The sequence below is a fragment of the Streptomyces sp. CNH189 genome (genome assembly GCF_000527195.1).
The window spans coordinates 164,033-178,449 of record NZ_AZUS01000011.1 but is presented as its reverse complement, the minus strand read 5'-3'; the positions used below and the strand labels follow the sequence as shown (position 1 = coordinate 178,449).

The 14,417-nt window shown below is 72.1% G+C and carries 11 protein-coding genes; 8 read left to right on the top strand and 3 right to left on the bottom strand.

The annotated features are described in order from the left end of the window. The first annotated feature begins 122 nt into the window (after positions 1 to 122). Together B100_RS0117070 and B100_RS0117065 are read left to right on the top strand one after the other, a co-directional pair. Positions 123 to 791, top strand: coding sequence for a histidine phosphatase family protein (locus B100_RS0117070; RefSeq protein WP_024885646.1), 669 nt, complete (start codon positions 123 to 125; stop codon positions 789 to 791). Positions 792 to 904: 113 nt separating this feature from the next. Then, positions 905 to 1,813 carry an ADP-ribosylglycohydrolase family protein gene (locus B100_RS0117065; RefSeq protein WP_024885645.1) on the top strand — a complete coding sequence of 303 codons (909 nt, stop codon included), beginning with the start codon at positions 905 to 907 and terminating at the stop codon, positions 1,811 to 1,813. A gap of 369 nt (positions 1,814 to 2,182) precedes the next feature. Here the strand turns inward: B100_RS0117065 and B100_RS0117060 are convergent, their stop codons facing one another. Further along, the gene (locus tag B100_RS0117060; protein ID WP_024885644.1) at positions 2,183 to 3,730 is read right to left on the bottom strand and encodes an MFS transporter; all 1,548 of its coding nucleotides are present in this window, start codon (positions 3,728 to 3,730) and stop codon (positions 2,183 to 2,185) included. Positions 3,731 to 3,914: 184 nt separating this feature from the next. Here B100_RS0117060 and B100_RS0117055 point away from each other — a divergent pair, with 184 nt between their 5' ends. From B100_RS0117055 to B100_RS0117045, 3 genes are all read left to right on the top strand, one after another. Continuing rightward, a complete protein-coding gene (locus tag B100_RS0117055; RefSeq protein ID WP_024885643.1) occupies positions 3,915 to 4,538 on the top strand; it encodes a TetR/AcrR family transcriptional regulator in 624 nt (207 codons plus the stop codon). A gap of 83 nt (positions 4,539 to 4,621) precedes the next feature. Next, positions 4,622 to 5,323, top strand: a complete 702-nt coding sequence (locus B100_RS0117050; RefSeq protein ID WP_024885642.1) for a ribonuclease HII — start codon at positions 4,622 to 4,624, stop codon at positions 5,321 to 5,323. 67 nt (positions 5,324 to 5,390) lie between these two features. Next, positions 5,391 to 5,996 carry a hypothetical protein gene (locus tag B100_RS0117045; protein ID WP_024885641.1) on the top strand — a complete coding sequence of 202 codons (606 nt, stop codon included), beginning with the start codon at positions 5,391 to 5,393 and terminating at the stop codon, positions 5,994 to 5,996. A 432-nt stretch (positions 5,997 to 6,428) separates the two neighbouring features. Here the strand turns inward: B100_RS0117045 and B100_RS0117040 are convergent, their stop codons facing one another. Then, on the bottom strand, positions 6,429 to 7,046 hold the full coding sequence (locus tag B100_RS0117040) for a hypothetical protein (RefSeq protein WP_024885640.1): 618 nt from the start codon (positions 7,044 to 7,046) through the stop codon (positions 6,429 to 6,431). 213 nt (positions 7,047 to 7,259) lie between these two features. Then, a complete protein-coding gene (locus tag B100_RS0117035) occupies positions 7,260 to 9,425 on the bottom strand; it encodes a RecQ family ATP-dependent DNA helicase (RefSeq protein WP_024885639.1) in 2,166 nt (721 codons plus the stop codon). 142 nt (positions 9,426 to 9,567) lie between these two features. On the opposite strand from B100_RS0117035, the gene B100_RS0117030 reads away from it, so the two are divergent. The 3 genes from B100_RS0117030 to B100_RS0117020 all read left to right on the top strand — a co-directional run bounded on the left by B100_RS0117030 (position 9,568) and on the right by B100_RS0117020 (position 14,328). Continuing rightward, positions 9,568 to 11,274: a DUF4192 domain-containing protein gene (locus tag B100_RS0117030; RefSeq protein WP_024885638.1), complete on the top strand. Its 1,707-nt coding sequence runs from the start codon at positions 9,568 to 9,570 to the stop codon at positions 11,272 to 11,274. Positions 11,275 to 11,478: 204 nt separating this feature from the next. Then, the gene (locus B100_RS0117025) at positions 11,479 to 12,237 is read left to right on the top strand and encodes an NUDIX hydrolase (RefSeq protein ID WP_024885637.1); all 759 of its coding nucleotides are present in this window, start codon (positions 11,479 to 11,481) and stop codon (positions 12,235 to 12,237) included. Positions 12,238 to 12,342: 105 nt separating this feature from the next. Further along, positions 12,343 to 14,328: an ATP-binding cassette domain-containing protein gene (locus B100_RS0117020; RefSeq protein ID WP_024885636.1), complete on the top strand. Its 1,986-nt coding sequence runs from the start codon at positions 12,343 to 12,345 to the stop codon at positions 14,326 to 14,328. Positions 14,329 to 14,417: the final 89 nt, after the last annotated feature.

Here is a 14,417-nt window from a genome sequence, read left to right as displayed (position 1 = left end):
CGAGGTCGAGGGCTGATCGCGCGGTGCGGACCGGCGGGCGTGCTGGGCGAACATGTGTGACATATGCCGTACGAAACCCGCACGAGTGCCCGAAGTGCCGTCACCCGATCTAGGGTTTTGGCATGGCACGACCACGGCGCATCGTCCTTGTCCGGCACGGTGAATCAAGGGGCAATGTTGACGACACCGTCTATGAGCGCGAACCCGATCACGCACTGGGCCTCACCGAGCGGGGGAGGAAGCAGGCCGAGGCGACGGGCGAGCGGCTCCGTGACGTGTTCGGCCAGGAGCGCGTCAGCGTCTACGTGTCCCCGTACCGCCGGACGCTCGAGACGCTGGGCTCCTTCGGTCTCGATCCGGACCGGATACGCGTGCGTGAGGAGCCGCGACTGCGCGAGCAGGACTGGGGCAACTGGCAGGACCGCGAGGACGTACGCCTGCAGAAGGCCTACCGGGACGCCTACGGCCACTTCTTCTACCGCTTCGCCCAAGGCGAGTCCGGCGCGGACGTCTACGACCGGGTCGGGGGCTTCCTGGAGAGCCTGTTCCGCAGCTTCGAGGACCCGGACCACCCGCCGAACGTCCTCATCGTCACCCACGGTCTGGCCATGCGGCTGTTCTGCATGCGGTGGTTCCACTGGACCGTCGCGGAGTTCGAGTCCCTGTCCAACCCGGGGAACGCCGAGGTCAGGATGCTCGTTCTCGGGGAGGACGGGAAGTACGCCCTTGACCGGCCGTTCGAGCGGTGGCGCGATCCGGAGCCCTACGGGATCACGGGAATCACCGGATGACGGGATCACCGGACGACCTGATCACCGGATGACGACCGGATCATGTGGGATCACCGGATGGACGACGACATGTACGAGGGCCTGCGGGCGCCGGATGGGAGGGTTGCGAGGCGATGACCACTGATCTGTCCGCCGAGGGGCGCCTGGAGCGCGCCCTGGCGAGCCTGCGCGGCCTGTCGGTGGGGGACGCACTCGGCTCGCAGTTCTTCGTCCCCGTGAACTACCCGCTGCTCAAGCGCCGTGAACTGCCCGAAGGCCCCTGGCAGTGGACCGACGACACGGAGATGGCGTGCTCCGTCGTCACGGTCCTCGCCGCGCACCACAGGATCGACCAGGACGCCCTGGCGCACTCCTTCGCCCACCGCCACGACTTCGACCGGGGATACGGCCCCGCGGTCAACCGGCTGCTGCGGCTGGTCCGCGAAGGCGGGGAGTGGCGTGAACTGGCCGCCGACCTCTTCGACGGGCAGGGCTCGTGGGGCAACGGCGCCGCGATGCGGATCGCCCCGCTGGGCGCCTGGTACGCCGACGACCCCGAGCAGGCCACGCACCAGGCGGAGATCTCCGCCTACCCCACGCACCAGCACCGCGAGGCCGTGGTCGGCGCCATGGCCGTCGCGGCGGCAGCCGCTCTCGCCGCCGCGCCGGACGGTCCTCCCGGCGCCGAGGCCCTCCTCGACGGGGTCATCGGGCTGGTGCCCGCGCGGAGCGCCGTCGGCGCGGGACTGCGCCGGGCTCGCGACATGCTCGACTACAGCGATGCGACCACCGTCGCGGCCGTCCTCGGCTGCGGACGGCGTACGACCGCGCACGACACCGTGCCTTTCGCGATCTGGTCCGCCGCCCGCTCCCTGGGCGACTACGAGCGGGCCTTCTGGACGACCGCACAGGTGGGCGGGGACGTCGACACCACCTGCGCCATCGTGGGCGGGGTGCTGGCCGCAGGGGCGGTGGGGGCGCCGCCCGCGGAGTGGGTCGAGCGGGTGGAACCGCTGCCGGAATGGGTGCGGGTCGGGGTCTGAGGCTTCGGTCGGTTGCTCTGCGGCGAGCTTTTTCGGCACTCTCCGTGCGTGTCGGGAACTCACCGTGACTGGCTGGTCGTTGCCGGTGTGTCCGCTGCGGGTGGTGTGAGGTCCTGCGGGAGCTGACACGTGCAGGCGTGCCGGGGGTACGGGAGCGGGCGTTCGTGGGAGGGGGGTGGGGGCCGCATGGCGGAGTGGACGGGCGTATTGCTCGCCCTGGGTGCCTTGGGAGTCCTGCCTGCCCTGTTGCTCCGGCGCGCGGGCCGGCCCGGCGTTGCCCGGCCGACCCCTGTGAAGTCGGCCGGAGCGTTGCCGGGCCGGATGCGTACGGCGGGCTTCCCGCCGTCGATGTCGGCTGCGTCAGCCGCGTCAGCCCATGCCGGGTCCGGCCGAACCGGACAGCGCCTCCAGGTCGCTCTTGCGGACCCGGATGACGAGCCAGGCGACGGCCAGGGCCAGCACCGCCATCGCGGCGGCCGGGACGAAGGCCGAGGAGATGCCCTCCGCGAGCACCTCGTGCCCCCAGGGCGCGGGAAGCTGCTGGGTCTGGGCGAACTCCGCCTTCTGCTGCGCCGTCCCCTCGGCGAGGAAGTTCGGCACCTGCTTCTCCGCCTCGTCCCGGCTGGCGGTGCCGAACACCGTGGTCAGCAGGGCCAGGCCCACCGAGCCGCCGACCTGCTGGGTGGCGTTGAGCAGGCCGGAGGCCGCACCGGCCTCATGTGGAGCCACCCCGGAGACCGCGGTGAGCGTCAGCGTCACGAAGTTCAGGCCCATGCCCAGCCCGAAGATCAGCATCGGTCCGAGGATCCCGCTGACATAGGAGCTGTCCGAGCTGATCAGCGTCTGCCAGGCCAGACCGGTCGCGGCGAGGGTCGAACCGATGATCATGAAGGGCTTCGGTCCGAACACCGGGAGGAACCGCTGCGACACCCCCGCTCCGATGGCAATCACGACCGTCACCGGCAGGAAGGCGAGACCGGCCTCGATCGGGGTGTAGCCGAGCACGTTCTGTACGAAGAGGACGATGTAGAAGAACATGCCGAACATCGCCGCGGCGAGACTGAGCATGATCACATACGTGCCCGAGCGGTTGCGGTCGGTGAACATCCGCAGTGGGGTGATCGGCTCCTTGGCGCGGGACTCGATCAGCGCGAAGCCCACCAGCAGGATCGCCGAGGCGACGAACGAGCCGATGGTGACGCTGTCCCGCCAGCCCTCGTCCGCGGCGCGGATGAAGCCGTAGACGAGCGTGGCCATACCGGCCGTCGAGGTGACCGCCCCCGCGATGTCGAAGCGGCCGGTGTGCCGTTCGGACTCGTTGATGTACATCGGTGTGAGGACGGCGATCAGCAGGCCGATCGGGACGTTGACGAAGAGCACCCATCGCCAGTCGAGCCACTCGGTGAGCATGCCGCCCGCGAGCAGGCCGATGGCGCCGCCGCCCGCCGAGACCGCGGCGAAGACACCGAAGGCGCGGTTGCGCTCGGGCCCCTCCGGGAACGTGGTGGTGATGAGCGCCAAGGAGGTCGGCGAGGCGATCGCACCGCCCACGCCCTGCAGCACACGCGCCGCGAGCAGCTGCCAGGGCTCCTGGGCCAGTCCGCCGAGCAGCGAGGCGACGGTGAAGAGCAGGATGCCGCTCATGAAGACGCGGCGGCGGCCGAGGATGTCACCGGCCCGGCCGCCGAGCAGCAGCAGACCGCCGAAGGTCAGGGTGTAGGCGCTGACCACCCAGGTGAGATCGGTGGTGCTGAACTGCAGTGCATTCTGGATGTGCGGGAGCGCGATATTCACAATCGTCGCGTCGAGTACGACCATGAGTTGGCAGGCCGCGATGACGGCGAGTGCGATGCCGGGGCGCCCTGGCCGGCGAGCCGCACCCGGCTTTGGGTCCTGAAGCAAAGGAGAGGTGGTCACTATGGGTCCCCCACGAGTGAGTTAGTGAACGAGCGCGTTCACTGTTGCGCCAACCGTAGAAGTCCCCGACAGTGAACGCAACCGTTCACTGAGAGGTCGTCGCCCGGCGTGTCCCCCTTAGGCGTCGCGCGACGAGTGCTTCATCCCCGAATATCCGCTTCCTCTGCTCAGTGGAGAGAGTCCGATGGTTACTTCGAGCTGGGCGGACGCCCACGCTCAGACGGCAGCCCCCCGTCGCCGTGGCGCCGTACTGGAACGCGCGATCCTCGAGTCCGCGCTGGACCAGCTCAGTACGGTCGGCTGGAACGGCCTGACGATGGAGGGTGTCGCCGCCGGCGCCCAGACCGGGAAGGCCGCCGTCTACCGGCGCTGGCCGTCCAAGGAGGACCTCGTCGCGGACGCCCTGCGGGCCGCGCTGCCCGAGTTCGACAAGGCGCCCGATCTGGGAAGCGTGCGTGCGGACCTGCTGGAGCTGTGCCGCCGGGCCCGGGACGCGATGTTCTCCCGGCCGGGCTGTGCTTTGCGCGCGGTCATTCACGAGTGCGACACCACGGAGGCCGAACGCTTCCACGCGGTGATCTTCACCGGAGTCGTCGAGCCGACTCTGACCATGCTTCGCGAGGTGATCGAGCGCGGGATCGAGCGGGAAGAGGTGCGCGCCGACGCCACCAACGGCTACGTGATCGACGCCGTGCCGGCGATGATGATGTACCGCTCGAAGATGTGCGGCAGCGAATGGCCCGACGTGGATCTGGAGCAGATGATCGACCAGTTGATGGTCCCGCTGCTGCGGCCGCACGGCGCCTGATCCGCCGGCCGGTCCCCATGGCGGCCGCGCTGAGGGAACCGGGGTGTCGCGCGCCGAACCGGGCGGCGTACGCTAAGGGCGCCATGCCGTACGAACCACCTACTCACACCGTCGAGCGCTCACTCCGCGCCACGACCGGAGCGAAGATCGTTGCAGGTGTCGACGAGGTGGGGCGTGGTGCGTGGGCCGGCCCGGTCACCGTCTGCGCGGCGGTCACCGGACTGCGCCGTCCCCCCGAGGGACTCACCGACTCCAAGCTCCTCACCGTCAAGCGCCGCACGGAACTCGCCGAGATCCTGCGGAGCTGGGTGACGTCGTACGCCCTGGGGCACGCGTCGCCGGAGGAGATCGACGACATGGGGATGACCGCCGCGCTCCGGCTGGCGGCCTGCCGCGCGCTGGAAAGGCTGCCGGTCCGGCCCGACGCGGTCATCCTCGACGGCAAGCACGACTACCTCGGCTCGCCCTGGCAGGTCCGGACGGTCATCAAGGGCGACCAGTCGTGCGTGGCCGTGGCGGCCGCGTCGGTCATCGCCAAGGTCCAGCGCGACAAAATGATGGCCGAACTGGGCCTCGACCATGCAGACTTCGGTTTCGCGGACAACGCCGGGTATCCGTCCCCCGTGCACAGGGCCGCGCTGGAGGTCCGGGGACCCACCCCGTGCCACCGGCTGTCGTGGGCGTATCTTGATGCGCTGCCCCAGTGGCGGCATCTCAAGAAGGTCCGCACCTGGACGGAAGGGCGCGTTCCGGCGATCGAAGGTCAGCTCGGCTTCGACTTCTGACGGCCCGCTCGCACTGATGTGCCACCCGGCGGCGCCAACCGTGCCAACGTTTGATAAAAATCAGCTCATGCCTCTCATTCCCGAGGAGCCTCAGATTCACGAGAGTGCCCAGGGTCCCCGCACCGCGCCGACCCCCCGTCCCGTACCCGGTCCCCGCCCCGCGGCTTCGTCGCGTCCCGGTCGTCCCGGCCCGCCGCGGCCGGCGCCTCCGGCGCAGCGCACGTCGCGAGAGGCGGCTCCCGCGGCCAAGCCCGGACCTTCGGGTCCGTCCGCCGCAGCCAACGGTCCGCAGATCCAGCTGATCCCGGCCTCCGCCGAGGGGGCGCTCGACGCCGCCGAGGAAGCCGTCGATCTGCTCCTGGACTCGGGCCGCGCCCCCGGCGACGTGCTGGTGATCACCACCGGTGAGCCGCACCCGTGGGCGACCCACGAACTGTCCTTCGGCGAAGCCTCCTACTGGGCCCAGCACGACGCCGGCGACGACGTCTTCTACACGGACGCCAAGGTGGCGGACCGCGCCAAGGCCCGTCCCGTCGTGGTCGTCGCCGCCAACGGCGGCCCCGAGCCGGCGACCGCCTCCGCCCTGCAGACGGCCCATGCCCGGGCCGGCGCCCTGCTGATCGTCTGCGGTGACCCGCAGCGCATCAACTCGGTTCTGGGCACCGGAGTCTGAGCCGACGCCACGGTGTCGGCACGCCGGTGCGCCGGGTACGCCCGAGCACCGGCGGTCGCGTGGACGCGTACCGCTGGGGCTTCGGTGTGCGTGGGTACGGGCCTGTGCCCGTGGCCGCGGGTGTGTCCTTGTCCGGTGGGCCGATGGACGGAGCGCCGGGCGCCGGCGCGCTCGTGCGTCGTGGTGTCCTCGCGGGGCGCGCGGCCGTGCGGGGACCGGCGCGTTCGGCTGTTGTGGCGGGCCAGGCTCACGGCACGGAAGCGGCACACGTCGTTCCGCGGTCCGGCACGCCGCGTTTGCGGTGGGCCCCACACGCGGTTCGCCGAGCGTGCGGCTTGCCCAGCGGGCGATTTGCCGGACGTGCGCGTTCGCCGAACGCGCCGTTGGTGCCGGACGCGCTGCGGCCGGGTGTGTGCGGCGAACCACGTGACCTCAGCGGGCCGCCGCGCGCCGCAGCACCTCCGACGCCGCCCCGCCCGTGCGGGGGATCCGCGGCGGTGCCTCGGACATGGCGACCGGTTCCGGCGCCGAGTCGGCGCTGGGGTGGCGGCCACCCCGTCCTTCGCCGAGGACCTGCCAGCCGTCTCGGGTCAGCGTGATGTACGCACCGCAGCGCAGGCCGTGAAGGGTGCAGGCGTCCCGCAGCCCCCACATCCACGCCCCGTCCTCCTCGGTCCACCGGGCGTCGCCGTCACGGCAGTAGAGCAGCACGGCGGTGCGCACCGGGGTGCGGCGCCGCAGGTCGTGGGGGATGACCCGGCGCAGCTGGGCCAGCAGCGCGTTGCGGAACATCCAGCCGTCGGCGGTGGTCGCGGTGCGCCGGGTGAACGACGCGCTCGCGCGCAGGCGTTCGTCCGGATCGAGCACGGCGACGACCGCGGTCGCCAGGCCGGGACGATGCCGGGAATGCAGTCCGCTGACGACCTCGCGTGGACTGCGCAGCAGCGGAATTCCCGCGGCCGCCCACTCCGCAGGCTCGAGCACACGGTTGGCGGATGCGGCGGACGTCGACAGCGATGCCGCCGAGGACGGAGCGAATCCGAAGGTCACGGTCCTCCCTTCGGCTACGCCCACACTGCGGGCGGGTCGGATTCGGGGGAGCGCGCGCGCAACAAAGCCCTACCTGGTCGGCGGGCGAGCCGTGCGGGTGCGTAGTTCAATTCTTCCTGTCGAACTTGGATGCGGCAACGAGCAATTGGGGCAGGGGACCGGTATCGATGGATCCGCGGCTAATATCCCCACCCCGGGAGTGGGCGCGACGGGTCAGCCCTGTACGGCCAGTACCAGCGGCAGTACTCCCTGCGCACCGGCCCGCCGCAGCAGACGTGCCGCGACCGCGAGTGTCCACCCCGTCTCGGTGTAGTCGTCCACCAGAAGCACCGGTCCCTGGGCCCGCGCGAGTGCCTCCGCGAGCTCGGGCGGCACGGTCAGCGAACCGTCCAGCGCCTTGAGCCGCTGGGCGCTGTTGCTTCGGGAGAGGGAATGCTGCTCACCCGTGTTCGCCACCGACCCGAGGAATGGCAGCCGTCCGGTCTCCGCGATGTGTGCCCCCAGGGAGTGGACCAGGCGCGGCCGGCTCCGCGAGGCGACGGTCACCACGCCGACCGGCCTGGGCTGGGCGTCGGTCACACCCGGGGCCCAACCGCCGGGTCCCTTCGCCCAGTCGGCCAGTACGCCCACCGAGGCCCGGGCGACATCGTCGGGCACGGGCCCGTCCGGAGCCTGGGGCGCGAACAGCGGACGCAGCCGGTTGCCCCAGCCGATGTCCGACAGACGCCCCAGCGCACGCCCCTGAGCCGCCTGTTCCCCGGCGGGGATACGGCCCTTCAGATCCACGCCGATCGCCGGGAGTCCGGTGGGCCACATGCGCCGGGGCTCCACCTCCACGCCCGCCCGGCCGAGATCCGCGCGGGCCGCGTCCAGCGCCACGGTGGACGCCTCGGCCGTGTAGCGGGCGCCGGCGCAGTTGTCACAGCGGCCGCATGGCTTGGCGCCCTCGTCGTCCAGCTGCCGCTGCAAGAACTCCATCCGGCAGTCCGTCGTCGTCACGTAGTCGCGCATCGCCTGCTGCTCCGTCGCACGCTGACGCGCCACCCACGCGTACCGCTCGGCGTCGTACGTCCAGGGCCGGCCGGTCGCGATCCAGCCGCCCTTGACCCGCTGCACCGCCCCGTCCACGTCGAGCACCTTCAGCATGGTCTCCAGGCGGGAGCGGCGCAGCTCCACCAGCGGTTCCAGCGCGGGCAGCGACAGCGGCCGCTCGGCACCGGCGAGGACGTCGAGGGTGCGCCGCACGGTGTCCTCCGAGGGGAAGGCGAGCGAGGCGAAGTACTCCCAGATCGCCTCGTCCTCCTTGCCCGGCAGGAGCAGCACCTCGGCGTGACGCACTCCGCGGCCCGCGCGGCCGACCTGCTGGTAGTAGGAGATCGGGGAGGACGGCGACCCCAGATGCACCACGAAGCCCAGGTCCGGCTTGTCGAACCCCATGCCGAGGGCGGAGGTCGCGACAAGCGCCTTCACCTTGTTGGCGAGCAGGTCCTCCTCGGCCTGCTGCCGGTCGGCGTTCTCCGTCCGGCCGGTGTAGGAGGCGACGGTGTGCCCGCGGCGGCGCAGGAAGGCGGTGACCTCCTCGGCGACGGCGACGGTCAGGGTGTAGATGATGCCCGACCCGGGCAGCTGGTCCAGGTGGTCGGCGAGCCAGGCCATGCGGTGCGCGGCGTCCGGCAGGCGCAGCACGCTCAGACTCAGGCTCTCCCGGTCCAGCGGACCCCGCAGCACCAGCGCGTCCGAGGTGCCGCCCGTGCCCAGTTGGTCGGCGACGTCGGCGGTCACCCGGGCGTTGGCCGTGGCGGTCGTGGCGAGGACGGGCACCCCGTCGGGGAGATCGCTCAGCATCGTCCGCAGCCGCCGGTAGTCAGGGCGGAAGTCATGGCCCCAGTCCGAGATGCAGTGCGCCTCGTCGACCACGAGGAGGCCGGTCGCCGCGGCCAGCCGGGGCAGCACCTGGTCGCGGAAGTCGGGGTTGTTCAGCCGCTCGGGGCTCACCAGCAGCACATCGACGTCCCCTGCCTCGATCTCCGCCCGGATGGAGTCCCACTCCTCGCTGTTGGAGGAGTTGATGGTGCGGGCGCGGACGCCGGCCCTGGCCGCCGCGTCGACCTGGTTGCGCATCAGTGCCAGCAGCGGGGAGACGATCACGGTCGGTCCGCTGCCCTGGGCCCGCAGGAGCGCGGTCGCCACGAAGTACACCGCTGACTTGCCCCAGCCCGTGCGCTGGACGACCAGGGCCCGTCGCTTGTCCGCGACCAGTGCCTCGATCGCCCGCCACTGGTCGTCGCGCAGCCGGGCGGTGCCCGTGTCGTCCCCGACGAGACGGGCGAGCACCGCGTCGGCGGCCGTCCGGAGATCCGTGTTGCTCGTGTGCTCCATGGGTCCCATACAACAGGACGGCGCGGACATCGGTCGTGGGCTGTGGACGAAGGCCGGCCGGCACACCGGTGGGTGACATGAACCTGATGCGACTTATCCACAGGTTCAACCGGAATGTCGCAATCCGCGAGATCGTCTCGGCATGACGAACCACAGCGGGACGACCGGTCCCTCCGAGAACAGTGACATCCCGCGCCAGAGCGGACGCGAGGAAGCGGAGCCCCGGCGGGAGGCGGCCGTGGCCCGCACCGACCCCCCGGCGACCCCGGACCCGGCGGACCGCCCTCCGCGCCCGGCGGACCTGTCCTGCACCGCGTACGAAAGTCACGGTGACCAGCAGCAGGTGACCCTGCGCACCCCGGCCGAGCTCGCCGACGCGGTGCCCTACCTGCTCGGGTACCGCCCCGAGGACAGCATCGTGCTCGTCTCCCTGCACGACACCGGCGGGCGGGGCAGGTTCGGGGGCCGCGCCCGGCTCGGCATCCCCGCCGACGCCGGCGACTGGCCCTCCGCTGCCCGGCAGCTCGCCCAGGGCCTGGTGACCGGCTGCGAGCGCCGCGGCGCCCGGCCGGAGCAGATGGTCGTGTTCCTCTGCCAGGAACCGGGACAGGGCGAGTCCGGCCGACAGGTCAAGGAGCGGCTCGGACCGCTGGCCCACGTCCTGCGGCTGGAGTGCGGCGCCCTGAACATCCCGGTGGTGGAGGCACTCTGCGTCTCCGACGGCCGCTTCTGGTCCTACTGCTGCGACGACGAGACCTGCTGCCCGGCCGACGGAACACCGATGGGCCTGCCCGGCACCTCGGTACTGGCCGCCGCGGCCACCTATGCGGGACTGCAGGTCCGCGGCACGCTGCGCGAACTGCACGCCCGGCTCCTGCCCTGGGAGACCTCCGCCGCCGTCGACCAGCAGCGCGCGCTGGACGCCGCCGGGTCGAAGCTGATCCCCAGGATCGTCGACGAGCAGGACCGGCGCGCGGTCGCCGAGGAGACGCTGGAGCTGGCCGAGCGCCTCCTGTGCCGCCTCGCCGACGCCCCTGCCGCGCCGGGCATGCTCCCGGCGGATCTCCGCGACGACGAACTGATCACGCACGACGAGGCGGCGACGCTCATCCTGGGCCTCCAGGACCGCACCACCCGCGACCGCGCCGCCGCATGGATGGAGGGGGACGAGGCTGCCCCCGCCCTCCGCCTCTGGCGCTCCCTGGCGCGCCGCTGCGTCGGGCCGTACGGGGAGCACGCAGCGGCACCCCTCACCCTGGCCGGCTGGGTCGCCTGGTCCTCCGGCGACGAACTGGAGGCCCGGGAGGCACTCGCCATGGCCCTGGGCGCCGACCCCGACTACCTCTTCGCACGCCTGCTGCACCAGGCATGCAATGAGGGACTCGACCCCGAGTCCATCCGCCGCTGCCTCCGCGAGGGACGACGCGAGGGACGGAAGGAGGGCGGGGCGGAGCCGACTGGTGAGCGGACATCGGATGAGGCGGATCAAGGCGCGGGATCCGAGCCCGGGGACACCCACCCGGCTGAGAGCAGCACCGTGCCCGGCCGAGAGGCGGAGCCGCTCTCTCGCAGGCGCCGTATGCGTGCGGCCGGCCGCGGGGCACGGTCGGCTCGCCGCGAGCCGACCGTCGCCGGGCGGCTGCCACGCCCTCGGATGGCGGCGGGCGGCGCGCGTGCCGAGGGCGGCGCCGCGAAGGGCACCGTACGCCCCGGCGGCACGGACCGGCGGCGGGGAACCCAGGCCGGCGGAACCCGCCCCGGTGCGCCCCGACCCGGAACCACGAGTCGACGCGGACACCGCCACGACGGCGCGGAAGCCGCGTCCCACCTTGGGGACGCGGAGGAGTGAAGGAAGGACGCCTCAGCCATCAGCGATGCGCGCAGTGACACGCCGGGCGGTCGCTCGGTCCGGGCGCGCCCGGACCCAGGCGGGAGCGGAGGTCGGACGCCGCGAAGGCGCCATGAGAAAGGAGAGCCGTAAGGAAGGAGATCAGCCGCCAATGCGGCCGACGAAGGGAGTGTTTATCGTCAGGCAGACGACTATGATCGCCGCATGCCCTACGACCCGTCAGCCTTTCCGCCTTTCGCCGTCACCGTGGACCTGGTCGTGCTCACCGTGCGTCGTCACGCTCTGTGCGCGCTGGCGGTGCGGAGGGGGGAGCCCCCGTTCCAGGGACGGTGGGCACTCCCCGGCGGCTTCGTACGGGCCGACGAGGACTTGGCGCAGGCAGCGGCCCGGGAGCTGGCGGAGGAGACGGGGCTGCGGGTGCACGACCCGGCCGTCCCCACGCAGGACCACGGCGCCCACCTCGAGCAGCTCGCCACCTACGGCGATCCCAAGCGTGACCCCCGGATGCGGGTCGTCAGCGTCGCCCATCTCGCCCTCGCCCCCGACCTGCCGGCGCCCCGGGCGGGCGGTGACGCCAGCAACGCCCGTTGGGCGCCGGTGGAGGAGCTGCTGCAGCAGGGTGGTTACGGCAGGGACGGTGAGCCGGTGGCGCCGCTCGCCTTCGACCACGCCCAGATCCTGTGGGACGGAGTGGAGCGCGCCCGCTCCAAGATCGAGTACTCGTCCCTGGCGACGGCCTTCTGCCCGGCCGAGTTCACGGTCGGCGAGCTCCGGCGGGTCTACGAGGCGGTGTGGGGTGTGGCGCTCGACCCGCGCAACTTCCACCGCAAGGTGACGGGTACGCCGGGCTTTCTCGTACCCACCGGCGGTACGACCACCCGCCAGGGCGGCCGTCCCGCCCAGCTCTTCCGGGCCGGCGGCGCCACCCTGCTCAACCCGCCCATGCTGCGCCCCGAGGTCTGAGGCGGGAAGCGCGGGCCCCGGACGTCTTCCCTCCCGGTGACGGACAGCGGGCAACGGGCCCTGTGGTGCCCGAAAAACCCGATTTGGCGCGCTATCTTGCATCGGGTGATCCAGGCCATCGGACTGACCAGCAGCCCTCGCAAAGAGCTCCCGCCCGCCGTCGACGACGTCTCCTTCGAGGCGCATGCGGGCCGCGTCACCGCATTGCTCGGAGCGCCGGGTGCCGGCAAGACGACGGCGCTCAAGCTCATGCTCGAACTTGAACGCGGGCGCGGGGTCACCTACTTCAGAGGCCGCCCCCTGCACCGCATCCCCCACCCCGCCCACGAGGTCGGCGTACTGCTGGGTGATGTGCCGGGCCACCCCGCCCGTTCGGCGCGCGGTCATCTCCGCATGCTGTGCGCGGCCTCCGGTGTCCCGGCCCGGCGGGCCGACGAAGTCCTCGAAGCGGTGGGCCTCGTGAGCCTGCGCGACGAACGGCTCGGAACGCTGTCGCGCGGGATAGACCGCCGCCTCGGTCTGGCCTGCGCCCTCCTCACCGACCCGCACACGCTCGTGCTCGACGATCCCACCCGGGGGCTGTCCGTGGGGGAGGGCCGCTGGCTGCACGACATGATGCGGGAGCACGCGGCGCAGGGCGGCACGGTCCTGTGCAGCACGGCCGATCCCAAGGAGGCGGCGCGGATCGCGGACCACGTGGTCACGTTGGAGGGCGGGAGGGTCGTCGCCGACCAGGAAGCCGCCGAGTTCGCCCGCACCCGGCTGCGTCCCCGTGTCGCCGTCCGCAGTCCGCACGCCGTCCGCCTGTCCGCGCTGCTCACGCAGGAGGCCCGTTCCACCCGGCGATCCGTGGAGGTCGTACGGGAGGGCGGCAACCGCCTCTGCGTCTACGGAAGTACCTGCGCCGAAGTGGGGGAGACGGCCTTCCGGCACGGCATCGTCGTCCATCAACTGGCCGACGAGGTCGGTGACATGGGCCCGGGTGTCGGTGTCAGGCCCTCTGCGGGGGCCCCTACGGATGGACAGCCCACGCCGGTGTCCGGAGACCCGCAGAAGGACGAACGGCCACCACACACCCCCGCTGCCGAACCCGCAGCCCCCGACGAGTCGACCGCCCCGGACGAAGCCGCCCCACACGAAGCCGTCCCACACGAAGCCGCCCCGGACGAAGCCGTCCCACACGAAGCCGCCCCGGACGAAGCCGAAACCCACAAGACGGCGGCACCCCGACGCGCACATGGCCGTCACGCCACCGCCCGCACCACCCCCCGCTCGACCCGCCCCCACGTCACCCTCCCTCCGCCCGTCCTCGTCCGTCCCGCGCCCCGCCCGCTGCGGCCCGTCCGGTACGAGATCCGCCGTGCCACCGGTGTGGCCACGGGGTACGTCGTCGGGGCATGCGTGCTCCTCGTCTCCGCCCTCACCGCCGTGGTGCTGGCCCGCATCGGCCACACCCCGCAACCGCGGTTGCTGGCCGCGTGGCCCGCCGAGTTGCCGTTGCCGCCCGCCGCGCTCGGGGCGGGTCTGCTCGGCGCACTGGCCTTCGGGGACGAGTTCCGTCATCCCGCGCTGGCGGCGGACCGTGGCACGGTGCCCCGCAGACTGGGGCTGCTCACGGCCAAGCTCCTCGTCGCCTCCACCGCCGCGCTCGTGCTGGCCGTGCTGACCATCGGATGCGACGCCGAACTGCTGTACCTCGTCTACGGGAGCGAAATGGTCGCGGTCCCCGCCGACTGGCTTCCGCTGACCGCGGGCTGGCTCGCCCTGATGACGGGCTGTGCCTGGGCCGGTGTGCTGGCCGCGGGTGTTTTCCGGTCCACCACCGCCGGGCTGGCCGCGGTCGTCGCCGTACCCCTTCTCGTCGTACCCCTCGTGCACAAGCTCATGGAGGGGCCGTCGGCGCGAACTCCGGAGCCGCTTTCGCAGCGGTTGCGCGACGGTCTGCCGCTGCGGTGGCCCTTCGGAGGCGAGCAGCACCTGGAGGCGGTGCTGCGTCTGGTCGTCCAACCCGTGGGCGGCGCCATGGCGTTGTCGGTGGTGGCACTCCTGGGCGCGTATGTGCTCACCGGCCTGCGGAGCAGAGTCCGATGATGACCGAATTTGCGTCTCTCGGCCTTTCCCTGCTCGCAACTCCCAGGGGAAAGCTCATTTCTTTCCGATAAGGCGTCAATTGCGACGGG